At 51.2% G+C, this 23,959-nt stretch carries 20 protein-coding genes and 1 tRNA gene; 12 read left to right on the forward strand and 9 right to left on the reverse strand.

Going from position 1 to position 23,959, the window contains the following annotated elements; translation table 11 throughout:
• Positions 1-323: 323 nt before the first annotated feature.
• Entirely contained in the window at positions 324-1,193 is an 870-nt protein-coding gene (locus FW415_RS01595) for an RNA polymerase sigma factor RpoD/SigA (RefSeq protein WP_146860292.1), read from the reverse strand.
• 400 nt (positions 1,194-1,593) lie between these two features.
• Here FW415_RS01595 and FW415_RS01600 point away from each other — a divergent pair, with 400 nt between their 5' ends.
• On the forward strand, positions 1,594-1,974 hold the full coding sequence (locus FW415_RS01600) for an START-like domain-containing protein (RefSeq protein ID WP_148382559.1): 381 nt from the start codon (positions 1,594-1,596) through the stop codon (positions 1,972-1,974).
• Here the strand turns inward: FW415_RS01600 and FW415_RS01605 are convergent.
• Positions 1,971-2,579 (reverse strand): hypothetical protein, encoded by a 609-nt coding sequence (locus FW415_RS01605; protein WP_148382560.1) that lies wholly within the window; start codon positions 2,577-2,579, stop codon positions 1,971-1,973. The genes FW415_RS01600 and FW415_RS01605 overlap by 4 nt on opposite strands.
• Before the next feature lie 251 nt (positions 2,580-2,830).
• On the opposite strand from FW415_RS01605, the gene FW415_RS01610 reads away from it, so the two are divergent.
• The 4 genes from FW415_RS01610 to FW415_RS01625 all read left to right on the forward strand — a co-directional run bounded on the left by FW415_RS01610 (position 2,831) and on the right by FW415_RS01625 (position 8,112).
• A complete protein-coding gene (locus FW415_RS01610; protein ID WP_148382561.1) occupies positions 2,831-4,270 on the forward strand; it encodes an LptF/LptG family permease in 1,440 nt (479 codons plus the stop codon).
• Positions 4,271-4,326: 56 nt separating this feature from the next.
• Positions 4,327-4,995: a phosphatase PAP2 family protein gene (locus FW415_RS01615; protein ID WP_168208623.1), complete on the forward strand. Its 669-nt coding sequence runs from the start codon at positions 4,327-4,329 to the stop codon at positions 4,993-4,995.
• Positions 4,996-5,132: 137 nt separating this feature from the next.
• Positions 5,133-6,758: a glycosyltransferase family 39 protein gene (locus FW415_RS01620; RefSeq protein ID WP_148382563.1), complete on the forward strand. Its 1,626-nt coding sequence runs from the start codon at positions 5,133-5,135 to the stop codon at positions 6,756-6,758.
• Positions 6,759-6,915: 157 nt separating this feature from the next.
• Entirely contained in the window at positions 6,916-8,112 is a 1,197-nt protein-coding gene (locus FW415_RS01625; protein ID WP_148382564.1) for an ATP-binding protein, read from the forward strand.
• Positions 8,113-8,203: 91 nt separating this feature from the next.
• Here the strand turns inward: FW415_RS01625 and FW415_RS01630 are convergent, their stop codons facing one another.
• Complete coding sequence (locus FW415_RS01630; protein WP_148382565.1) at positions 8,204-8,929, reverse strand: superoxide dismutase; 726 nt, start codon at positions 8,927-8,929, stop codon at positions 8,204-8,206.
• Positions 8,930-9,588: 659 nt separating this feature from the next.
• On the opposite strand from FW415_RS01630, the gene FW415_RS01635 reads away from it, so the two are divergent.
• Genes FW415_RS01635 through FW415_RS01655 form a run of 5 tightly spaced genes read left to right on the forward strand, consistent with a single transcriptional unit; the run spans position 9,589 to position 15,114 of the window.
• Positions 9,589-10,689 (forward strand): ThiF family adenylyltransferase, encoded by a 1,101-nt coding sequence (locus tag FW415_RS01635; RefSeq protein WP_148382566.1) that lies wholly within the window; start codon positions 9,589-9,591, stop codon positions 10,687-10,689.
• A 27-nt stretch (positions 10,690-10,716) separates the two neighbouring features.
• Positions 10,717-11,415, forward strand: coding sequence for a hypothetical protein (locus FW415_RS01640; RefSeq protein WP_246858877.1), 699 nt, complete (start codon positions 10,717-10,719; stop codon positions 11,413-11,415).
• A gap of 29 nt (positions 11,416-11,444) precedes the next feature.
• On the forward strand, positions 11,445-13,607 hold the full coding sequence (locus FW415_RS01645) for a 7TM diverse intracellular signaling domain-containing protein (RefSeq protein WP_168208624.1): 2,163 nt from the start codon (positions 11,445-11,447) through the stop codon (positions 13,605-13,607).
• A 12-nt stretch (positions 13,608-13,619) separates the two neighbouring features.
• The gene (locus FW415_RS01650) at positions 13,620-14,717 is read left to right on the forward strand and encodes a hybrid sensor histidine kinase/response regulator (RefSeq protein WP_148382568.1); all 1,098 of its coding nucleotides are present in this window, start codon (positions 13,620-13,622) and stop codon (positions 14,715-14,717) included.
• Positions 14,701-15,114 (forward strand): two-component system response regulator, encoded by a 414-nt coding sequence (locus tag FW415_RS01655; protein ID WP_148382569.1) that lies wholly within the window; start codon positions 14,701-14,703, stop codon positions 15,112-15,114. The genes FW415_RS01650 and FW415_RS01655 overlap by 17 nt, the downstream gene beginning before the upstream one ends.
• Positions 15,115-15,166: 52 nt before the next feature.
• Here FW415_RS01655 and FW415_RS01660 read toward each other — a convergent pair whose 3' ends face one another.
• From FW415_RS01660 to FW415_RS01675, 4 genes are all read right to left on the reverse strand, one after another.
• Positions 15,167-16,654 carry a trypsin-like peptidase domain-containing protein gene (locus FW415_RS01660; RefSeq protein WP_168208625.1) on the reverse strand — a complete coding sequence of 496 codons (1,488 nt, stop codon included), beginning with the start codon at positions 16,652-16,654 and terminating at the stop codon, positions 15,167-15,169.
• Positions 16,655-16,765: 111 nt separating this feature from the next.
• Positions 16,766-18,031, reverse strand: coding sequence for a HAMP domain-containing sensor histidine kinase (locus FW415_RS01665; RefSeq protein WP_148382571.1), 1,266 nt, complete (start codon positions 18,029-18,031; stop codon positions 16,766-16,768).
• Entirely contained in the window at positions 18,028-18,705 is a 678-nt protein-coding gene (locus FW415_RS01670; RefSeq protein WP_148382572.1) for a response regulator transcription factor, read from the reverse strand. Before FW415_RS01670 ends, FW415_RS01665 begins: the two co-directional genes overlap by 4 nt.
• Before the next feature lie 12 nt (positions 18,706-18,717).
• Positions 18,718-18,942 carry a hypothetical protein gene (locus FW415_RS01675; protein ID WP_148382573.1) on the reverse strand — a complete coding sequence of 75 codons (225 nt, stop codon included), beginning with the start codon at positions 18,940-18,942 and terminating at the stop codon, positions 18,718-18,720.
• A 10-nt stretch (positions 18,943-18,952) separates the two neighbouring features.
• Between FW415_RS01675 and FW415_RS01680 the strand changes: the two genes are divergently transcribed.
• Together FW415_RS01680 and FW415_RS01685 are read left to right on the forward strand one after the other, a co-directional pair.
• Positions 18,953-19,025 (forward strand) — tRNA-Ala (locus FW415_RS01680).
• Between the two features lie 143 nt (positions 19,026-19,168).
• Complete coding sequence (locus tag FW415_RS01685; protein ID WP_246858878.1) at positions 19,169-19,552, forward strand: response regulator; 384 nt, start codon at positions 19,169-19,171, stop codon at positions 19,550-19,552.
• Positions 19,553-19,555: 3 nt separating this feature from the next.
• Here FW415_RS01685 and FW415_RS01690 read toward each other — a convergent pair whose 3' ends face one another.
• Both FW415_RS01690 and FW415_RS01695 read right to left on the reverse strand, forming a co-directional pair.
• The gene (locus tag FW415_RS01690) at positions 19,556-20,395 is read right to left on the reverse strand and encodes a protein-glutamate O-methyltransferase CheR (RefSeq protein ID WP_148382575.1); all 840 of its coding nucleotides are present in this window, start codon (positions 20,393-20,395) and stop codon (positions 19,556-19,558) included.
• Positions 20,392-23,958 carry a response regulator gene (locus FW415_RS01695; RefSeq protein ID WP_148382576.1) on the reverse strand — a complete coding sequence of 1,189 codons (3,567 nt, stop codon included), beginning with the start codon at positions 23,956-23,958 and terminating at the stop codon, positions 20,392-20,394. The genes FW415_RS01690 and FW415_RS01695 overlap by 4 nt, the downstream gene beginning before the upstream one ends.
• Position 23,959 lies beyond the last annotated feature (1 nt).

Consider the following 23,959-nt stretch of genomic DNA (forward strand, 5'->3'; position numbering starts at 1 on the left):
AGTCAAAAATTAAAAAAAGTAAAAAATAACATGGAAAATATGGGCTGATATTGACCATGGCGTACAAAAGTAAAGAATTAAAAGGTAAAAGTTAAAAATGCGCGTACGGCGCAAAAAACCGGCCCCGCAACCTCCACTGATATTATTTTACCAGTCCGCTTCAGGCCTCCCCCGGCACAAAGAGAAGACAAGGAGAAGACAAGGAGAACACAAGGAGAAGGCAAGGAAAACACCGGAGAACAGGGGTAAAATGCTACTACTAAAAAAGGTGAACACCCGCAGGCATTCACCATTCAATAATTTATCGCGCCCGTTGGCTGTTATCAGCCGCCGAGATAGTTCCGGAGCAGTTTGCTGCGGGAGGTAGTGCGCAGTTTGGTAATGGCTTTGTCCTTGATCTGGCGTACCCTTTCGCGGGTGAGGCCAAATTTTTCACCAATATCTTCGAGTGACATGGGATGTTCCACGGCAATGCCGAAGTACAGCATGATCACATCTTTCTGACGGTCTGTAAGGGTGGAGAGGGAGCGTTCGATCTCGCGGCGGAGGGAATCGTGATGGTCCAGCTCCTCGTCCGCGCTCACGGCGTTGGGATTCTCCAGCACATCCAGCAGGGAATTGTCTTCCCCGTCGATGAACGGCGCATCCATGGATACGTGACGGGCGGCAACGCCCAGGGTGGCTTCCACTTCCTCAGTATTGATTTCCAGGATAGTGGCCAGCTCGTCCGGGGACGGCTCACGTTCAAACTCCTGTTCCAGCTGGGAATAGGCTTTGCTGATCTTGTTGGAAAGACCAACCTTGTTCAGCGGAAGACGTACGATACGGGATTGTTCTGCCAAAGCCTGGAGGATCGACTGACGGATCCACCAAACGGCATAAGATATGAATTTGAAGCCCCTGGTCTCATCAAAACGCTGTGCGGCTTTAATAAGGCCAAGATTGCCTTCATTGATCAGGTCACTGAGGGACAGGCCCTGGTTCTGGTATTGTTTGGCAACGGATACAACGAAACGGAGGTTTGCTTTCGTCAGCTTCTCTAACGCACGCTGGTCACCCTGTTTTATGCGGATCGCAAGGTTCACTTCCTCCTCCGGCGTTATAAGATCAACTTTGCCGATCTCCTGCAAATACTTTTCTAACGACTGAGACTCTCGATTGGTGATCGACTTCGTGATTTTAAGCTGGCGCATTGACATAGCACGGGAACAGTTACAGGTTAAAAAAAAGTTATTATTAGAAGAATGCTAGACAAAAATAACTTTTTTTAGATACCACCCAAAAAAAATCTCAAACCGTTGAAACCTTTTTAAGCTAAATCGATTGTGTCTGATTATCCATATTATATTGGCCTTATTTACCTGATTCTGATGGTGTTTTACCCTGAATAATATCGTTTGATAAGGCTTATACTTGCCAAGTGGATAATTTTCCGCTTTGTATATAGAGAAGAAAGATCATATTTCAAAATATGATCACACATGAGAATGAATACGTTAACGTATAGAAAAAAATCTAAAATTTATTTTGATGTAATGAATATTTTTCTATAATTGCATGCAGATGATTTTGATTTTATAATAATACAGTGCGATGTCAAAGAAAGTGCAATATGAGTTAGAATATCCGGTTCGGTGCTCTCCAAGTATCCTATATGAATTCCTATCTACCCCCGCAGGCCTGCAGGAATGGTTTGCAGATAAAGTGGATTTCAGAGATAATGTTTTTTCTTTTTCCTGGAATGGCTCTGCTGAAGAGGCGGAGGTGCTCGAACAAGAGGAAGATGAACGCATTCGTTTACGTTGGTTACACGCTCCCAAAAATGAATTCTTCGAATTCAGCATCCAGATATCTGAAGTAACGAACATGACTATACTGATCGTAAAGGATTTCGCGGAAAAGAAGGAGATCGCCGATCAGAGCCAGTTATGGGATTACCAGATCAAGGACCTTTTCCACCGGATCGGCAACTAGTCCCCGTCTCCGGCAGACAACATATCCAGCAGTGCCGCATAGACGGCAACGGCATTGGAGATCATTTTTCCCCATGTAAGTACGTCAAATCGCTTTGCCAGCTTCACAAAGGATCTATTCTGAACCAGTTCCTCCCACTGCTCCGATGATATGTCAGCAACTGGCTGATAATTAACAGGCTCGAAATGATGCTGCCAGGGGTCTTCCTGCACGCAAATGTACCAGCCATCTGCCGCCAGCTGGTGTTGCTTGCCGGTCAGCACAGCCCGGTAAGGTTCCAGGCCCGCTCCCGCCATATGCAGTGTGGTGCTGAAGAACCGCCCCCACCAGAAGAAGGTGCGGCAGGCAAAGATGTTGTCTTTACCGAACACGCGTGGGTAATCCAGCACTACCCAGGGCAGGCCAAGGTACTGCTCCCCCCGGGAGATCTTCGCCGGCTGCGCGCCGTCCCCAGGGAACCGGGATATCACCGGGTCTGCCGCCAGCGCCTCATGCATCGCCCCGAAAAGGTGATACACTTTTTGTATAACTTCATTCTTGCGCAGCAACCACTCCGCATCGGTAATGATTTGCCGCTCTTCCTGACTCAGTTGGTATGCTTCCATGGCCTTTCCCTTTTTCATACTGGTCGCGGCACCATGGCGGATTCCTTCGCCTGAATGGCACTGCTGCACGGCTATTACGGCCGCCCGGCGCCGGCACAATATGATCTTCAAAAATAAATTAACTGTTTTTTAGCCCGCCCGCTGTTACGCACTTTCCCGAATCGTATTAACTTTGTGCTGCCTGCTGGCTAAAGTAGGCTGAAAATCAGTCAGTTTTACATTTATTAAATTATTTTTTTCATCGCCTGGTTGTGAAGAAGCTCGATAAACTCATTGTAAAAACATTCATCGGTCCGTTTATAGCCACATTTTTTGTGACCTTGTTCGTATTGGTCATGCAATTCGTGTGGAAATATATTGATGACCTGGTGGGCAAGGGGCTGGATACACCGGTGATCATCGAACTGCTGGTCTATACCAGCGCCAGCCTGGTGCCGCTGGCCATGCCGCTGGCTGTACTGTTGTCTTCCATCATGACCTTCGGGAACCTGGGCGAGAGTTTCGAACTGGTGGCCATCAAGTCCGCCGGCATCTCCCTGCTCCGCTTTATCCGTCCGCTGTTCATATTTTCCGCCCTGATCGCGCTGGGCGCTTTCCTTTTCTCCAACTATGTGATCCCGGTGGCGAACCTCCGGGCAAAGTCGCTCCTCTACGATATCACCAATTCCAAACCGGCCTTCAATATCAAACAGGGCGTATTTTACGGGGATATTCCGCATTATGTGATCAAAGTGGCCAAAAAGGACCCGGATAACAAGACCATCCACCAGGTGATGATCTATGAACGCCCCCCCGGATCGCGGGACGGGCGCCTGATACTCGCCGATAAAGGCACCATGGAGCTTTCTCCGGACAAACGTTTCCTCAATTTTACGCTGGAGAACGGATGGAGCTATGAAGAGCGCGGCGATCCCCGCAACCCGGAAAAGAACGAACTGATCCGCCTGGGCTTCAAAAAATATAAAAAACCTTTCGATCTCCGGGATTTTGCCTTCAGCAGGCTGGATATGGACCTATTTGCCTCCAACCAGCAGATGCTCAATATCAGGCAGCTGGACAAGGGGCTGGATTCCCTCCGGCAGCGCGACTCCTCCTTCATCCGTACCACCAATGCCTACGTGACCAGCCGTTATCCTTTTTACAAATGGAAAGACACCGGCTGGGCGACTTCCGCACCGATAGCTCACGGGGAGACATTTATAGACAGCATCCCGGAAAAATCCATGCGCTACGTGCTGGAACGGGTGGAGCAGACCTTAAGGGAACAGGAGTCCAGCCTTACGGGCCCGGCGGCGGAATTCGCCGAAAACCAGTCCAGGATCGCTTTATTCAAAGTGGAGTGGCAGCGGAAGTTCTCGCTGGCAGCGGCCTGCATCGTGCTTTTCCTCATCGGGGCGCCGCTCGGGTCCATAATTCGTAAAGGCGGACTAGGGACTCCGCTCGTTTTTGCCGTTATATTCTTTGTGATCTTCAATATATTCTTTATGTTAGGCGAGAAAATGGCCCGGAAAGATGTGATGACCTCCTGGGGAGGAATGTGGCTGGCCAATACCGTTCTTATGCCTATTGCGGCCTTCCTTGTGTACAAGGCCATGAATGATTCGCAACTGTTCAACAAAGAAGCCTGGTTCAGGGGATACCAGCAATTTAAAAAATTCATTCAGCAACGGCGGAACAAACATGCAGTCTGATAGCTGCTGTTGCTGAGATAGAATACATACGGACCTACAACTTAAAACTGTTTACTTTGAAAACACTGGTAGCACTGGTGCAACAAAACCGCTATTTCTATGTCCCGTTCCTGTTATGGCTGATCATCGGCGGAGCACTTTTATCCCTTTTTACGAAAGATGAACTTTTTCTCACCGTGAATGGCGCGCATCACCCGGTACTGGATGTGCTGGTGACCGGCACTACATACCTGGGTGACGGCATTACTTTCGGCGTTATGCTGCTGGTACTGCTGCTGCTGCGCAAATGGAAGCTTTTTTTCATGGGCGCAGGCACCCTGCTGATCGTAACATTGATCGTACAGGGTATCAAACATGCGGTGAATGAACCCCGCCCTATCGTGTATTTCGGCGACACGGAGATCTGCCATATGGTGCAATGGGTGAAGGTACACGGGGGGTTGAGCTTCCCCTCAGGCCATACCTCCACCGCTTTCGGCATGTTCTGCTTCCTGGCGCTGATATGGCGTAATAAAAAAATGGGGGCGCTCATGTTCATCCTCGGGCTCATTACCGCACATTCCCGCTTGTACCTCAGCCAGCATTTCTTTGCGGATGTATATGTGGGCAGCATCATCGGCACATTGGTCAGTTCTCTCATATTCTGGCTCTTCGAATACCGCAGAAGCCAGACGACCGGGCAGACCAATGCGCATGACACCATCATTGCGCCGCAACCGGCATAGATTATCCCTGGGATTATTACGCTTTCTTTACGAACTTAGCGCTTCATACGAACGAAACGTAAGTTCCATTCGGCCCATTAATGAAAGATCACGAATGAAATGCAAATTCCATTCGGCCCATTAGTCAATATTCGCGAATGAAATATCTGTTGATAGCCATCGTAGCAGCCCTTTTATTTATTCCCTTCCTGGGAGCCGTGCACCTGTTCGACTGGGATGAGATCAATTTTGCGGAGGCCGCGAGAGAAATGATCGTAAGCGGCAATTATTCCCAGGTGCAGATAGATTTTGCGCCGTTCTGGGAGAAACCCCCGCTCTTTATCTGGATGCAGGCGCTGAGCATGCACCTCTTTGGCATCAACGATTTTGCAGCAAGGTTCCCCAACGCCGTCATCGGCATCATTACCCTGCTCACCTTCTTTCATATCGGCAAAAAGATCGGGGACGAAAAACTCGGCCTCTGGTGGGCGCTCGTATATGCGGGGTCCTGGCTGCCGCATTTCTATTTCAAATCCGGCATCATCGACCCCACCTTCAACTATTTTATTTTCCTCTCGCTTTACTTTGCCTACCGTATCGGCTATGCTCCCAAACCAACGCGTATGGCCATATGCAGCGGGGTATCACTCGGGCTGGCGGTGCTGACCAAAGGTCCCGCTGCCATTCTCATTGCCGTACTGGCGCTGGTGGTGTACTGGGTGTACAACAAGTTCAGGATCTATATCAGGATCATGCATCTCGTTTGGATCGCTCTCTTCTGCCTGCTGACCACCGGGCTTTGGTTCGGCTACGAGATCATTGCGAACGGATGGTGGTTCATGAATGAGTTCGTGGTGTACCAGTGGCGCCTGTTCAGCACACCGGATGCGGGGCATGGCGGGCCGTTCTTCTACCACTGGATCGTGCTGCTGGTGGGATGCTTCCCGGCAAGCATCTTTCTCCTGAGTTATATCCAGACGGCCAGGGGCAAATCCATTTACACCCAGCAGAGCACGGAAGCCAAGGATTTCAAGATATGGATGTGGGTGCTGTTCTGGGTAGTATTGCTGCTGTTTTCTATTGTGAAAACGAAGATCGTGCACTATTCGTCCCTCTGTTATTTCCCCCTGAGCTTCCTCGCCGCGCTGCAGGTGCACCGCCTGCTGGAAGGAAGGTTCACCCTGAAAGGATGGAATATCACCATCATCCTGGTGATCGGCCTGGTGCTGGGTGTCGCCATCAGCCTGCTGCCCCTTGTTGGCATCTACAAAGCCGAACTGATCCCGCACATCGGGGACCGTTTTGCCAAAGCCAACCTGGAGGCCGATGTGCCGTTCGGTTTTGGCGAAATGGCCTACGGCCTCATCTATACCATCCTGGTGATCGTGTCCTGCGTATTGCTGTTTAACCGGAAAGTGAAACAGGGGCTGCTCTGCCTGTTCATCAGCACCATCATCATGATACAGGTGACGGTACTGCACTTTGTACCGAAAGTAGAGCGCTTCTCCCAGGGCGCCGCCATCGATTATTTCAAATCCTTTGTGGGAAAGGATGTGTATGTGCGGCCGCTCAGCTACAAGAGCTATGCCTATATGTACTACACGCGGAAGCTGCCGCCTGCCAATAAAAATTACTACGATGATAAATGGCTGCTGGAAGGGCCGGTAGACAAACCCACCTACTTCATCTGCCGGATTACGGACAGCGATCCCTGGAGGGCGCACCCCAACCTGGAGGTGATCGGGGAAAAGAACGGGTTTGTGTTTCTGAAGCGGAAAGATTAGGGCCTGCCGGCAGGAGTAATGATTGGGCTTTTTTGTAAAATTGTACAGCCCGGTGAGCAATTTTCTGTAAAATTGTACAGTATGATAGGCAATTTTATTGATTTTTGCTGTTCTGAATGTACAATTTTTAGTATTTTTGCCTATCAGACTATCATATATGGAAAATATAGCATCCAAATCGAACCTCCTCATACAAGGTCAAAACCTTGGATTTATCCGTTCACTGGCTGCGAAGATCGACTGGAAGGATCGACTGATAGGCATTTTGGGCGCACGGGGAACAGGTAAGACGACCTTGTTGCTGCAACATATAAAACAGCATTACGGAATAGGCGGGAAAGCCATATACCTGACGCTTGATGATATTTACTTTACGGAGCACAAACTGGTGGACTTTGCTGAACAATTCCGTCTGCAGGGTGGCGAAATACTGTTTCTCGATGAAGTGCACAAATACCCCAACTGGGCAACAGAAATCAAGAATCTGTACGATTTTTATTCGGATTTACGGATCGTTTTTACCGGTTCTTCCGTCACAGACCTCCTCCGCCAGAATGCCGACCTGAGCCGGAGAGTTGTGCAGTATGAACTTACGGGGTTGTCCTACCGGGAGTTCCTGGAGGTCTCGGGAGTGGTCAGTATTCCCCCCCTTTCATTGCAGGACATCATTGACCAGCATGTTCATATCGCGAATGACCTAAGCACAAAGTTCAAACCACTCCAATACTTCAATGACTATCTGCAATACGGGTACTATCCATTTTTCCTGGAAAACAAACGTACTTATTTCATTCGCCTGGAGCAGGTCGTAAAGCTGATCATAGAAAACGACCTGCAGTTTATCGATGGCTTCGACTCTCATAACACCAGGAAGATATATCAATTACTATATATCCTTGCCACCAACGTTCCATTCAAACCCAATGTCTCCAAACTGAGTGAAAAAACGGGAATGCACAGGACTACCCTTTTGCAGTATATGCACTATCTGGATAAAGCCAGGCTCATCAATACATTGACGGCAGCAGGCAAAAGTATAAGCACGTTGCAAAAGCCGGACAAGATCTTCCTGGAAAATACCAACCTCCATCATATGTTCTCACAGGAAAAGGCGGATAAAGGCGCACTGAGAGAATCATTCTTTTTGAATCAGCTCTGCAACGCTGGTCATGAAGCAGCCCTTCCCTTAAGCGGAGACTTTATGGTTGACGGGAAATATACGTTTGAGATCGGAGGGAAAGGGAAAGGAGGGAATCAGATTAAGGATATTCCTGATTCATGGATAGCTGCAGATGAAATAGAAACAGGAGCATGGAATAAGATTCCTTTGTGGCTCTTCGGATTCCTCTATTAGCCTTCTATCTATTGCTCCTGCACCGATACGTGACCCGGAAGCAGGCTTAAACCACCCGCCCCCAGGCCCTTTGCTTATTTCCTGCAATTCGTTATTTCTTCATCGCCGCGTCGTACCGCTTCTCCACTTCTTTCCAGTTCACAACATCCCAGAAAGCTGCGATATAATCGGGGCGTTTATTCTGGTGCTTCAGGTAATAGGCATGTTCCCATACATCCAGTCCGAGGATGGGTGTGCCGGTTTCCTTCACCAGGCCTTTCATGAGGGGATTATCCTGGTTGGGGGTGGAGGTCACCGCCAGCTTTTTATCTTTTCCAACGATGAGCCATGCCCAGCCTGAGCCGAATACGCCTTTGGCGGCATCGCTGAACTTTGTCCGGAAGGCATCCATGGAGCCAAAGGCGCCATTGATGGCAGCGGACAGCTTTGCCGAAGGTGTTGTTTTTTCCGGCGAAAGAATGGTCCAGAACAGGCTGTGATTGTAGTGCCCCCCACCGTTATTGCGGATGGCGGTTTCTTTGGCGCTTACTTTCGCCAGAATGTCTTCGAGGCCCAGGGAAGCGAGAACGGTGCCGTTAAGCGCGGCGTTCAGGTTCTTTACATAGCCTGCATGGTGCTTGTCGTGGTGGATCTCCATCGTCATCTTGTCGATATGAGGCTCCAGCGCACCGGTTGCGTATGGCAATTCGGGCAGCGTAAACGGTGCTTTGGCATCAGCCAGGGTTTCCGGACCCTCTGCAGCAAACAACCCTTTCGGGTTTGCCAGGGCAGCCACGCCGGCAAGGCCGGCTACCTTGAGGAATTCTCTTTTATGCATATGTCAGCTATTTTTTATTCTGTACAAAGCTATACGTTTAAGCAAATTTTACACCAACAATTCCCGACCGTTACCTGGTTTTTGAATTTTGATCAAAATAAAGCCGAATATTATCGTTTAATTTGAAATTAATTGGTATTTTACCTTTATATTCATGTGTTGTTGTCGTATTTAATCATTTTTGAAAGATGAAGTTATTTATCCCTGGCTGCAGGCCTGGCCCTGCTCCGGTCAGCATGGCTCCGGATGGTGCCCTGTACCATCTTCACCGGCATCCGCCGGTACCCGTCCATCCCCGGTATATACATGCTGAATTTGTCTTACCTGCAAACTGCTGTTTTGCCCGCTTCGCCTGATAGAGGAGAAGCAGGAATTGAGAATATCACACTATAGATAATAACAGAGCTGTCTGTACGCCCCTGCCTTTCCGATGCATCCGGAGAGGTTTGGCTTTTACTATATGCTGCGAACTGACAGACACAGGTTTTAAGATAGCTTCATCGCTTTTGATTATGATTTAATTTTGATGCACTGGACAAATGGGTTTTGGGCAGAAGTGACCTATACTTTGCTCCAATTTGGCAATAACCATCAATACATTGATCAGACACCAGGCAGGCATAAATTTATTCACCCAATAAATCAAGTCCGGAAGCAGCATGATGATTCAGGAACGCGTACAAAAGACAAGACAAGAGCCGTTGACCTATTCGCCCGTTTTTTTCCGTGCGTCCGGGTCCGGAGAGAAAGCAGCCCTGCTGCAATTGCTGCAGGAGAACCCACAGATCAAAGTTTATGATGAGCTGTATGGGCAGCTGAAAGAGCTCATCAGGAGCCAGCACCCGGCGCGCATGCTTTCTGTGGCAGAATCCGAAGCCGCCATTACCGCCCATCTCGCGGGAAACTCACTGGAAGATTATGGCGTATGGGTGTACTACCCATGGTCAGAAAAGATCGTTCACCTGCTGGATGAAGAGGAATTTGTTGCGATGCGCACTTCCCGCAATATTTATAAGATCAGGACGGAGGAAAGGGATCTGCTGATCCGGAAAAAGATCGGGGTAATAGGCCTGTCCGTGGGGCAGACCATTGCGCTCACCCTTGCCATGGAGCGTATCGGCGGGGAACTGCGCCTCGCGGATTTCGACGACCTGGAACTCTCCAATATGAACCGCATCCGTACCAGCGTCCATAACCTCGGTACCCCCAAAGTGATCTCTGCCGCGCGGGAGATCGCGGAACTGGACCCCTTTATTAAAGTGAAGTGTTATACGGATGGCGCAACGGAAGACAATATCATGGATTTCCTTACCGGAGGCGGTCAGCTGGACCTGCTGGTGGAGGAATGCGACAGCCTCAATGTAAAAATATTAAGCCGCATCAAGGCAAAAGCCCTGCGTATGCCCGTGGTCATGGAAATGAACGACCGGGGTATGCTGGACATCGAACGTTATGACCTCGAACCGGATTACCCCATGATGCATGGCCTCATTCCCGATATGGATATGGAAACGCTCAGCAACCTCACTACCGAGCAGAAAGTGCCCATCCTCGGGCCGATGGTGGGCGGCGAGGCGATGAGCGAAAGGATGAAATACTCCCTGACGCAGATCGGGAAAACCATTACCGCATGGCCTCAACTGGCATCCTCCGTGATGCTGGGCGGCGGAATGGTGGCGGATACCTGCCGCCGCATACTGCTGGATGAACTGAAGGTCTCCGGCAGGTTCTATGTAGATTTTGAGCAACTCATCAAATAGCGCCCAGTAAACTAAAAGAGCAAACCAATGAGTGATTTGATCAAGGTAAGGGCCTTTATTGCTCCGGAAGACCCGGAGGCTTGCATGCGGTTCTATGAGGGCCACAGCAAACTGTTGGAGATACATTTCGGTATTGCCAAGATCACTTCGGGGAATGTGGACTGGATCAACCACAAGAACACGATCGTGATCATCGTGGAAGATGAGACAGGTACCAAGACCTACGGCGGCGCCCGGGTACAGCTGGCAGACGGCGTGATTCCCCTGCCTATAGAAACGGCGATCGGCAAATATGATCCGAAGATCTATACCGATGTGCGCCCGGGAAGCGCCGAGATCTGCGGGATGTGGAACTCAAAGGAGGTGGCCGGCATGGGCATCGGCAGCCTGATCCTGTGCCGGGTAGCCGTAGCGCTGATGAGCCAGCTGCCGATAGACCAGGTACACGTACTTTGCGCTCCCATCACCACCCGGATGGGCAAACGCGTAGGCGCTGTGATAGATACCTCGCTGGGAAATGAAGGCATCTTTTACTATCCGAAAGACGACTTCATTGCCACGGCCATGATCATTAAAGATGTAGATGTGCTTAGCAGTGCAGAGGCCCGGGAAAGGGAGCTGATGTTCGAGCTCCGGAAAAATTTCAATCAGCTCCGGACGGAAACGGGGCCGAAAGGAAATTTTGAAGTATATTACCAGTTGAGCTTGCCGGGATGGGAAAAATAAAAAACGCTAAATTACACCGAAGATTAAAAATGCCGGTACGTTTCATCCTGTTATTGCTCATTTCACTCTTCTGGCGCAGCGCAGCCAGCGCGTCGGAACCTGTCGTATTTGCAGACAGGGACCGGCTGATGCAGATCGGGGAATATATGGAGCTGTACACGGACAAGACCAACAGCCTTACCTTGGAACAGGTGGCCGGCCTGGCGTTCTCCCCCTCCACCCAGAAAGTACCGAACCTGCAGATATCCCCCAATACCCACTGGGCCCGCTTCTCCATCACCAATACCTCGGATGTGACGAAGCTGCTGCTGGAAGTGGAATACCCGATCATCGATGATATCACCTTATTCGAGATCCTGCCCGGCGGCGGACATAAGGCCACGAGGCTCGGCGAATTCCAGTCCTACTACAAAAGACCTTACGACCATCAGAACTATATCTTTCCGCTGGCCATCCCCAAAGGAGAAACCCGCTCCTTCTACCTGAAGATAAGGGCCGGGGAGCAGTTGCAGCTGCCCGTTTATCTGGGATCGGAAAACAGGCTGAACGCAAAGAATACCGAACGTAATTTCATCATGGGCCTGTATATCGGCATCATTCTCGTGATGGCGCTGTACAACCTGTTCATTTTTATTACGATACGGGACTGGAGTTACCTGATCTACGTCAGCTATATCATTTGCGTAGGGCTCACACAGGCCTCGCAGCAGGGCTACACCTTCCGCTTCCTCTGGCCGGAAAATACCTGGCTGGCCATGCACGATACCGTGCTGATACCGATACTGAACGGCATCACGGCGGCGCTGTTCATATCGTCGTTCCTGCATGCCCGGGAAAAATACAAGCTGGGGTACCATATGCTCAACGCCGTGATCGTACTGTATCTGCTGAACCTCATTCCGATGTTCATGGACCGGTACTTCGTTGCGCAGATCTGGGTGCAGCTGGTGGCGCTCAGCGGGTCTGTTATCGCCATCTTTGTGGGTGTGAAGGTGAGCAACAAAGGCTTTCTACCGGCCCGCTTTTTCCTCGTAGCATGGGGTATCTTCCTGTCCAGCGTCTGTATTTTCGTGTTGCGCAATTTCAATGTGCTGCCGTATAACGACTTCACCTATTACGCCCTGCAGGTAGGCTCCGCGGCCGAGGTCACCCTGCTGTCCTTTGCCCTGGCCAACAAGATCAATATCTACCGGAAGGAAAAGGAGGAATCCCAGGCGCATGCCCTCCGGGTGTCGCAGGAGAACGAACAGCTGGTGCGCGAGCAGAACGCCATCCTGGAAGCCAAAGTGCAGGAACGTACAGAGGCCCTGCAAAGCAGCAACAAGGAGTTGAACAAAGCGCTCAGCGGGCTGAAAGAAGCCCAGACCCAATTGGTGGAGGCGGAAAAAATGGCTTCCCTCGGCCAGCTGACCGCAGGTATCGCCCACGAGATCAACAACCCCATCAACTTTGTAACGTCCAATATCAAACCGCTTAAACTGGATTTTGAAGACATCCGCAACCTGCTCCGCCGCTATGACACCCTCGGCCAGGGCGGGAATGTGCAGGAACAGCTGGCGGATATAGAACGATATAAACAGGAAATCGATATAGATTACGTTCACAGCGAAATAGATACGCTCATCAAGGGCATTGAGGATGGCGCCAACCGTACGGCAGAGATCGTAAAGGGGCTGCGTACCTTCAGCCGGCTGGATGAGAGCGATCTCAAGATCGTGGACATCCACGAAGGGCTGAATTCCACCATGGTACTATTGCGCAATACCACCCCGCAACATGTAAAGATCATCCGTGATTACGGTGAACTGCCCAAGATCGAGTGTTATGCCGGCAAGCTCAACCAGGTATTCCTCAATATCCTGAACAACGCCCTGAATGCCATCAAAATGAAACCCGAACAAGGGGATGAGTCCATTACCATCACCACCCGCCAGGTGGATAACAAAACGGTGAGCATCAGCATTAAAGACAGCGGTATCGGTATGACGGAGAAGGTGAAAGAGAAGATATTCGAACCGTTCTTCACCACCAAGGACGTGGGAGAAGGTACGGGATTGGGGCTCTCCATCGTTTTCAGTATTATAGAAAAGCATCATGGAAAAGTAGTCGTTGAGTCGGCCCCGGGTAAAGGAGCGGAATTTATTATATATTTACCGCTCAATGTTCCTGGTGTTCAGAGTCATTCGTCCTAACAATAAACCCTCATGAAAAGCAACCGTATCAGGATACTGTACATCGATGATGAAGTACATAACCTCAATGCATTCCGTGCCAATTTCAGGCGGAGCTATGAGATATATACCGCCAATTCCGCAGCCGAAGGTATGCAGGTGCTCCGCGGCATAGAAGTCCATATCATTATTGCCGACCAGAAGATGCCCGGTACTACGGGAGTAGAGTTTTTTCACGAGATCAAGGACATACTGCCAGACCCCATCCGCATCCTGCTCACCGGTTATACGGATGTGGAAGATATCATTGACGCCATCAACAAAGGCCACATCTTCTCCTATATCAAGAAACCATGGGATGAGCATGAGCTGTTCAAAACCATCAATAACGCCTACGAGATCTATTCTGCGCGCAAACAGCTGAAAGAAAAGGTGCTGGAGCTGGAAAAAACGAATGATGAGCTGAACCGTTTCATTTACTCCACTTCACATGACCTCCGGGCACCCCTGATGAGCGTACAGGGCATCATCAACCTGAGCCGGCTGGATAACAGCATGACGGACCCGCAGGGCTATATGAACATGGTGGAGGTCTGCATCACGCGGCTGGACAGCTTTATCCAGAAGATCATCGAATACTACCGCAACTCCCGGCTGGAACTGGAATATGAGAAGATCGATTTTGTAGCGCTGATAGATGACTGTATCGATACGTTCCGGCATCAGAATACGATCATCAATTTCAATGTAAAGATCGACCAGCCTGTTCCGTTCAAGGGTGATTTTTTCAGAATAAGTGTTATTTTGAACAATCTGATATCCAATGCCGTTAAATATCAGAAACCGGATGAGGAGTATCCGCAGGTGAACCTGTCTGTAAAAGTGGAGCCTCATAAGGCAACCATCCGTATTGAAGATAATGGTATCGGCATTCTGAGCGAACATCTGAGCAACATCTTTAAAATGTTCTTCCGCTCCAAGAACAACAACAAGCCGGGTAGCGGCATTGGTCTGTACATTGTGAAAGAAGCACTGAGCAAGATCGGCGGTACCATTGGCGTAGATTCCCGTTACGGTGAAGGCACCCAATTTGAAATCTCTATTCCGAACCGAAATGAATTCGATACCTGATCTTCGCGTCATACTGATTGATGATAACGACATCGATCTGCTCCTTCACGAGCGGCTGATCACCCTTCAGGGTATCAGCAGGACCGTTCTGGCTTTCAGCAATGCGAACAAGGCGCTGGAATTCCTTTCCAGCAACATTACCCTTCCGCACATCCCTCCCACGGTCATTCTGCTGGATATACAGATGCCTGAAATGGACGGCTTCGAGTTCCTTCGCTCCTTCGATTCCTACCCCTCCAAGATCAAGAACCAGTGTTCCATCATCATGGTATCCTCTTCGCTTGATTTCGGCGATATCTCCCGCACCAATGCCAATCCGCTGGTGATCCGGCTGCTGAAGAAACCCCTGCAGCCCAAAGAGCTGAAAGAGGTGATAGAAAGCATCTTCCAGCAATAAAAAAAGCGTACCGCCGGAGCGATACGCTTTGTCTGTCAGACCATCCATCCTTTTAATTCAAATCATTGATACCGTAGTAATAAGTATTTCCGCTGCCGGGATAGGTCCCTTCTATCTGGAAATTGCCGTCCTGTTTTGCCAATGCCGATTTCAGTTCTTCGATATTTCTTACGGTTATCCCTCCGATCTTTGTAATAATGAATCCCGGGCGCATATTCGTCTGGCCGCTGATCACGCCATCGCGGATATTGGTGACCTGGAGGCCGCCCGGCAGGCGCAGTTTTGCTGCATCTGATTTGGACAGCGGCTCAAAATCAGCGCCCAGGGCCTCCACTGCCGCAGCCTGCTGGCCGGACATGGCGCCGAGTTTTCCTTTTAGTGTCACGCTAACCTTTCTTTCTTTTCCATCGCGCAGCACCACCAGATCTACCTTGTCACCCGGTTTCTGCATGGCGATCAGCTCGGATAACTTGGAGCTGGAAGTTACCGCTACGTCATTCACTTTCGTGATGGCATCGCCTTTCCGTATGCCCGCTGCCGCTGCTGCGCCATTGGGATCGGTATCTGCTACCCACACGCCGTTGCCGTCGTCCGTAACACCCAGTTCCCTGCGCGTTGCTTCATCCAGGTTCTCCGGGGCCATGCTGATACCGAGGTATCCGCGCTGAACGGAACCGTATTTCATGATGTCGCCCACCACTTTTTTCATGAGGTTGGAGGGGATGGAATAGGCATACCCCGCATAGGAGCCCGTGGGTGAAGCGATAGCGGCATTGATGCCGATCAGTTCACCGTTGGTATTCACGAGGGCCCCGCCGCTGCTGCCGGGGTTCACGGCCGCATCCGTCTGCAGGAAAGCTTCCACCGGAGCGCTGCCCTGTCTGTTGATGCCGATATTGCGCGATTTGGCGCTGATAATACCCTGGGTAACGGTCACATCCAGGTTCAGCGGGTAACCTACTGCCAGCACCCATTGGCCCAGGCGCACCTCGTCAGAGTTGCCCAGCGGCATCACCGGTAATCCCTTGCCATCGATCTTGATCAGGGCCAGGTCCGTATTCGGATCGTTGCCCACCACCTTTGCCTTGTAGTCCTTGCGGTCGTTCAGCGTTACGGTGATCTCGTTGGCACCGTCCACAACGTGATTGTTGGTGACGATGTACCCGTCTTCACTGATGATCACCCCTGAGCCGGAAGCCTTCTGGTCAGGCCGCTGGAAAGAGCGGCCGCCGCCAAAGAAACGTTCGAACAGCTGGTCGTCCATCCCGAAGGGGTTCATGCCGCCCCGGGACTGGGTTTGCTTGAATTTTACCACTGTTCTGATATGTACCACAGAAGGAACCGCTGTGCCCGCTGCTCTTTCAAAGTCAACCGGCTGGGCTGCTGCGCCGCCGGAATAAGAAGTTTGTACCAGGGGTTTGGGATCATCCTGCAAGATACTGTTGTAGGGCTTGCCGGAAGAGGTGCTGCTCAGCGCATATCCCCCGCCGATGCCTGCCGCCAGTAAGGCAATGGCGGCGAAAGTCAGTTTTTTTGTCATAGTATCTCCTTTTTTGATACCGTAAAATTGAACAGGCATTCTGAATACATTCTGAATAAACAGGTGTAGCGGGATGGATTTAACTTTTTCTTAGGAGGGGCCGGGCAGCCGCTATCCCTTCATTTTCACGCTGAAAACGTGCATGGGATGCTCGTAAACATAGGTGATCTCATATTTGTACAGGTCGCAGACCTTTTTTACGATCTCCAGGCCCAGCCCCATGCTTTCCGCATCCGCACTGCTTTTGGCGAAGCGCTGGAAAAGGCGGGCCGTGTTGAGGGCGTAAAGCTGGCCGGTGTTCTGCACCGTGAACGTACCATTGGCGATCTTCACCAGGATGTTGCCGCCGTTGAGGTTATGGCGGATGGCATTGGCCAGCAGATTGCTGAGCAACACTTCTATAAGGACGGGATTGGCATTCACCACGAGGTCTTCCTGCCAGTCGGTCTCCATACCCAGCTGTTTCTGTTCCGCCTGGGCGCGGTATTGTTCCAGCAGGTGAATGGCCATTTTCTGTACGGAAATATCCTCCGTTTCGGGGAATTGCCCGTTCTGGATGCGCGTGAGCAGGATGAGCCCTTTGTTCAGCCGGCCCATGCGCTGGCTGGCGGTGGCCATGTCTGTGATGAGCGCGGCCTGTTCCTCCGTGAGGGGAGTGGTTTGCATCAGCAACTCCAGCTTTCCCTGGAAGATGGCCAGCGGGGTCCTCATTTCATGGGAGGCATTCTCCGCAAATTCTTTCTGGGAAACATAGGCCTTCCTGCTGCGCTCTGCCAGTTGCTCCACTGCCGTATTCAGCTCCTCAAATTCGCTGACGCCGGGTTTGCCCAGCAGCAGCGGCGCGGCGTCATCCACTTTATAGGCGCGAAGTTTGCGGAGCGTGTTGTAAAAAGGCTTCCAGACCTGGCGGGCCAGGCTACGGTTGATCAGCAGCAATCCGGCCAGCAACAGGGAAAGCAGCAGCACCTGCAAAATGATGATGCTGGTGATGAGCGCCTCATGATTGGCGAGGGAAGATTTGATCTGCAGGCGGTAAGTTTCCTGGTTGATGACCAGGTGGGAAGTCAGCAGGCGGTAGGTGACCCGCCGGCGGGAGGTGCTGTCCACCACATCGGAGGTATAGAGCGAGTCCCGGCCGGTATGCGGGGCCGCGCGTTCCAGGGTGATATCGTTGTTGAGCAGGGGATTATCGTCTTCCGGGTATTCATCCATTACCTGCAAACGCGGCACCAGCTGCGTTTTAGTGGCAATCAGGCGGGCATCCACATTGGCGATCACAATGCGCTTCAGCACAAAATAGAATACCGGTACCGCCACCAGCAGCAGGATGACGGATAACAGGAAATAATACTGTACGGTTTTGTTCAGCAGCTTCATGGCACTTCCATTTTATATCCCATGCCATACACTGCCTTGATCTGGTCTTTCCATCCGGCCTGTATCAGTTTCTTTTTCAGGTTTTTCATATGGGCGTAGATGAAGTCGTAATTATCGAACAGCCCTTCCCCGTCGCCGGACAGGTGTTCTGCGATGGCATGTTTGGATACCACCCTGTTCCTGTTCGTGAGCAGGTACAGCAGCAGGTCGTATTCTTTACGGGTGACGTCTACCGCCTGCCCGTTCACGCGGACGGAGCGGGCCTGCGTATCCAGGCTGAGGGGGCCGGCTTCCAGGGCGGTATTGCCGGAAAAGCGCCGGCGGCGGATCACAGCGGCAATGCGGGCGCCCAGTTCGGAAAGGTGGAAGGGCTTCGTGAGGTAATCGTCCGCCCCCAGCTGCAGTCCCTGAATACGGTCGTCAATACCGTCACGGGCGGAGATAATGATCACCCCTTCGGTTTTATGATCGTCTTTCAGTGCCTTGAGCACCTGCAGGCCATTACCGTCCGGCAGCGATATATCCAGCAGGATGCAGTCGTATTCGAATGATTCTATCCTGTCCAGCGCCGTTTTGCAGTCCGGCGCTACCTCGCAGGTATAATTCTCCGCTTCCAGGTAGGTAGCGATGCTTTTGCTGAGTGCCTGTTCGTCTTCAATAATAAGAATCTTCATGCCGGCATTAATTTACAGAAAAAAATATTCCGGCGCGACACGAAGGCCGGGGATTGCCGGAGAGTATCCCGCGCGCTTGCGGCAGGCGGCAGAAAACTGGCATGCAGCGCCCTTGCAAAAGGCGGTTTCACGCCCGGCAGCGGCGAACGCCCATGTTGATTGGCGCTTATAAGCATCCGCCGGCACTGTGAAGAATTTTTTTGTTTTTTCGAAAAAGCGCCTAAATTTGCACTCCATTCACGCACAGGGGGGATTAGCTCATCTGGTAGAGCGCAAGCATGGCATGTTTGAGGTGATCGGTTCGAGTCCGATATCCTCCACCCGGAACGGGAAATCGGTAACACGGTTTCCCGTTTTTCTTTGCCCTGTTGCGGATGATTCGGCAACAGCATTAACATTCAGATGTTTTTTTGTATCTTTCGTCACATATTCATGAAACCCAATGAGACAAAAAATTACCTGTTTGCTAATTGACGATGATAAGGATGATCAGGAAATATTCAAGCTCGCGCTGCAGGATGTTAACCCGGATGTGATGTGTTTAACAGCGGATGACGGAGTTGAAGGCCTCAAACTCCTGCGGTCTGAGAAAGACTTTTCCCCGGCTTATATTTTTCTGGATCTGAACATGCCCCGCATGACGGGGAAGGACTGTCTCTGCGAGATCAAGAAAGATGAAAGGCTTTCGGATATTCCCGTAGTGATCTACTCCACCTCTTCAGACCCTGGTGATATCAATGATTCCCGGTCGCTGGGAGCGAGTGACTATATCGTTAAACAGTTCAGCATCAGTTCGCTGAAATCGATACTGGAACCGTATTTCAGCAAGAAAAAGGAAATAGCTTAAGCATTATTTCACTTTCCGCCATATTTTCTGGCGGTTCGGCAGTTGTTTGTATTTAGGCGCTATCACCGAATATTTCAGGCTTTCTTTTGCACCCAATGCCAGGAACCCGAGCGGCTCCAGGCTGTCTTCGAATAATTGCAGCACACGGTTCTGCAGTTCCTTATCGAAATAGATCAGCACATTCCTGCAGAGGATCAGCTGAAATTCGTTGAATGACCGGTCAGACACCAGGTTATGCGTGGATATGACCATCCGGCCGGACAGCTGTTCATCGAATTTTGCCCAATCGTATTTTGCCGTGTAGTACCGCGAAAAATCATGGAGACCGCCGGATTGGATATAGTTTTCCGAATACTGTTTCATATACCGCAGGGGGAAGATGCCTTTGCGGAGCTTTTCCAGTACGGCCGGGTTAATATCCGTGGCATAGAGGAGGGAGCGTTCCAGCAGCCCGGCTTCCTTCAGAAGGATGGCCATGGAATAAACCTCTTCGCCGGAGGAGCATCCCGCATGCCAGATGCGGATGAAAGGATAGGTAGCCAGCACCGGCAGCACCTCCTCGCGCAGGCAGCGGTAGAAATGCGGATCACGGAACATTTCGGTCACATTCACCGTGATCTCCTCCACGAAATAACGGAAGTAATTGGGGTCTTCCCGGACGCGCAGCCTGAAGTCCAGGAAACCGGCAAACCTGTTCAGCGAAAACAGCCGGTTGATACGCCGCTTCAGTGACGGACGGGCATAATCATTAAAGTTGTATCCGTAGATATCATGCACATCCTGCAGCAGCAGGGCTATCTCTTCGTCTTTAAGCTCGTATTCCACCTTTGATATTTGGATCATTTGCCTGTATCGTACAGCCATACCCGCAGCAGGGACAATAACTGGTCGATATCCACCGGTTTGCTGATATAATCGGAAGCACCCGCGGCAATGCATTTCTCCCGGTCCCCGTTCATCGCCTTGGCTGTAACGGCAATGACCGGCAATCTGGCAAACCTCTTATCCGATTTGATCATGCGGGTGGATTCATAGCCATCCATTTCCGGCATCATCATATCCATCAGCACAATATCCGTTTCCGGATGTTCCCGGAGGCGGTCCAGCGCTTCCCGGCCGTCCACCGCGGAGATCACGCGCACCCCGCAGGCCTCCAGCGCCTTGGATAGGGAGAAGATGTTCCGCACATCATCATCCGCCAGCAGCACCGTTTTCCCTTTCAGCACATCCTCCCGCGCGGCCTTGGGTTTCACGGTTTCCTTCTTTTCTTCCACCAGGTGCAGGAAGAGGGACACCTCATCGAGTATGCGCTGGTAGGAGTTGGCCACTTTGATCACGATGGAATCCGCATATTGCCTGATGCGCAATTCCTCCGCCTTGCTGAGCTGCTTGCCTGTAAAGATGATGATGGGCACATTTTCCAGGCCGGGTGACTGTTTCACTTCATCGAGGGTATCGTAGGACCTTTCGCCGGAAACGCCCATATCCAGGATCACACAATTTACTTCCTTTTTCCGCAAGGCCTCAACGCTTTCCCCGATGTTGCCCCTGATCTCCGTGTTCACCCGGTAATTGCCAAGGTAATAGGCCAGCGCTTTGGCGTGTTTCATATCTTCTTCCACGATCAGCACCTTGCGGGGATTGTTATTGAGCATGAACTCTATCTTGCTGAAGATGTCTTCCATCTTGTCGTATGCCGCGGGTTTGTCGATAAAGTCCACCGCGCCTTTGGAAAGGCTTTTGAATTTCGCCTGGAAAGAGGACATGACGTGCACGGGGATATGCCGGGTGAGCGGATCGTTCTTCAGCTCTTCCATCACTTCCCATCCATCCTTGACCGGCAGCTGGATATCCAGCAGGATGCCCTGTGGGCGATATTGCTGTGCCAGGCCCGCAGCATCATCGCCGCGTACGGTCACCACGCCTTTGTATCCTTTCTGCCGGGTGAATTCCAGCAAGGAGCGCGCAAAACCTGTATCATCTTCCACAATGAGTATCACGCGGTCTTTCCCGGTGATGGAATGGCGGTCGTCTGCAATGCTTTCGGGGATCACCGGTGTAACGAAGCGCTCCGGCACGACTTCCTGCAACAACACTTTCGGCCCTTCATCTTTCGGCAGGGCAAAACCGGCTGCGGAGCGGGTAGCCGGTATGATCACGGTAAATTCGCTGCCTTTGTCCGGCTGGCTTTTCAGGCGTATCTCCCCGCCCAGCAGCTTTGTCAGCTCCCGGCTGATGGACAGTCCAAGGCCCGTACCACCGTACTTGCGGCGGGTAGAGCCATCAGCCTGCTGAAATGCTTCAAAAATGTTCTGCTGTTTGTCTTCCGGAATACCGATCCCGGTATCGCTAACGGTGAACATCACGGTATTGCGGTTCTCTTCCGGCATGGACACCCGCAGCTCCACATATCCCTCTGCCGTAAATTTCAGCGCATTCGAGATCAGGTTGCGGATGATCTGATCCAGCCGCAGCCGGTCCGTTTCAATAATGCCGTAAACGTTCTCATCCGTTTCCACCCGGAAGCCGATCCCTTTTTCCCTGGCCACCGGCTCAAAGAGCGCTCTCATATCCCGAACGATCTCGTCTATGCGCACGTCGCTGTACATGAGGTCCATTTTACCGGCTTCTATCTTGGAGAGGTCGAGTATCTCGTCTATCAGCGACAGCAGCCCCTTCCCCGAGTTCTGTATCACGCTGGCATACTCTACCTGGTCCGGCGTAAGGTTCTGCCCGCTGTTCTCTCCCATGAGGCGGGAGAGCAGCAGAATGGAATTGAGCGGCGTACGCAGTTCGTGGGACATATTGGCCAGGAATTCTGATTTATAGCGCGTGCTTTGCTCCAGTTCCTCTGCCTTGCGTTGTATTTCCAGGTTCCTGTCAATCACCAGGCGGTTGCGTTCTTCCAGCAACCTTGTTTTTTCCTCCAGTTCCTCGTTGGCTCCCAGCAGCTCTTCCTGCTGTACTTTCAGCTCTTCTTCGGATGCCTGCAGTTTCTCCGTCTGGGCTTCCAGCTCACTGTTGATATTTTCCAGCTCGTTATGCTGCGCCTGCAATTCTTCTGATTGCGACTGTGTTTCTTCCAGGAGCTCCTGGAGGCGCTTGCGGTTCTTCACGCTATGCAGTACGGTGCCTATATTCGGACAGATCGCTTTCAGGAAGGCGATATCGTTCTCTGAAAAAGGCTTCAGCGATACCAGTTCGATCACGCCTTCTGTTCTGCGCTCATAGTCAAGCGGAATGGCAATGATGTTGCGGGGTTTGAGGACACCGGTAGCATGACTGAACAGCATCAGGTCTTCCGGTACATCCTCCAGGTGAATGATCTTGCAGCTATCCGCGCATTGCCCCACCAATCCGTCCCCGAAGGGGATCACGGGTTTTGCGTACTGTTCATCGATCGCATAACCCTGCAGGAAACGCAGGGAAGAGCTGTTTTCTGTCGCATAGAATACGCCTGCGTGAGCATGGGTATAAGTGATCACAAAATCCAGGATGCTGCGGGAGAGTATGGGCAGGTCGTATTCCCCCAGCATTTTGTCATGCAGCGTGGTCACACCCGTCTGCAGCCATTCCCTGGCTTCCAGCAAACCAAAGGAATATTGCAGGGACGCGGCCATTTTGTTCAGCGACACGGAAAGATAGCCGAGGCCATCCTCCCCTTCCTCCTGCGCCCGGGTGGAATAATCCCCGCCGGAGATCCGGTCTGCAATGTCGCGGATAATATTGATGCGCCGGTTGATATCCTGGTCTTTCTGCTCCAGCTCGCGCCGCAATTGCTGTTGTCTTTTAAAATCACTGTTTACCCTGATGAAGGAAGTAATGGTGATAAGCAACGCCAGTATAGTGGCTATAACCAGAAAAGCAGGCGTGGCATTGGCAAACTTGTCGAGCTCGCTGGTCCGCTCTTTAAGCAATTTGGTTTCCCGGGCTTTCATCAGCTTTACAAGCTGGTCCAGCTGCTCCATATACCCCCTGCCTTTTTCAATATCCGCCACCGTGAGCAGGCCTTTGCTCTTCTTCCTTTCGATATTGGATTCCAGTACATCGATGCGCATCATGGCTGCCTCCATCAGCTGATCTGCACCGGAAGCCTGAAGCGGATTGTCTTTCACCAGCTCTTTTACCCTTCCGATATTTGCACGGGTACTGTCTACTGCCGTATTATAAGGAATGATGTATCCTTCATTCCCGGTGATGATATATCCGCGCTGTCCTGTTTCGGCGCTCTTCACACCAAGGATCACTGCATCGAGTTCATGCAGAACGTCATTGGTATGATCCACCAATTCCGCACTGTTCACAAGGTTGCGGATGCTGATATAGGATGCCACGGCACTGAATATCAGCAGCAACAGTGAAAACCCGAACCCGATAACAAGATTTCGCTGAAAAGTTGACTTCATT

Origin of the sequence: Chitinophaga sp. XS-30, assembly GCF_008086345.1 — a bacterium.
Taxonomy (GTDB): domain Bacteria; phylum Bacteroidota; class Bacteroidia; order Chitinophagales; family Chitinophagaceae; genus Chitinophaga.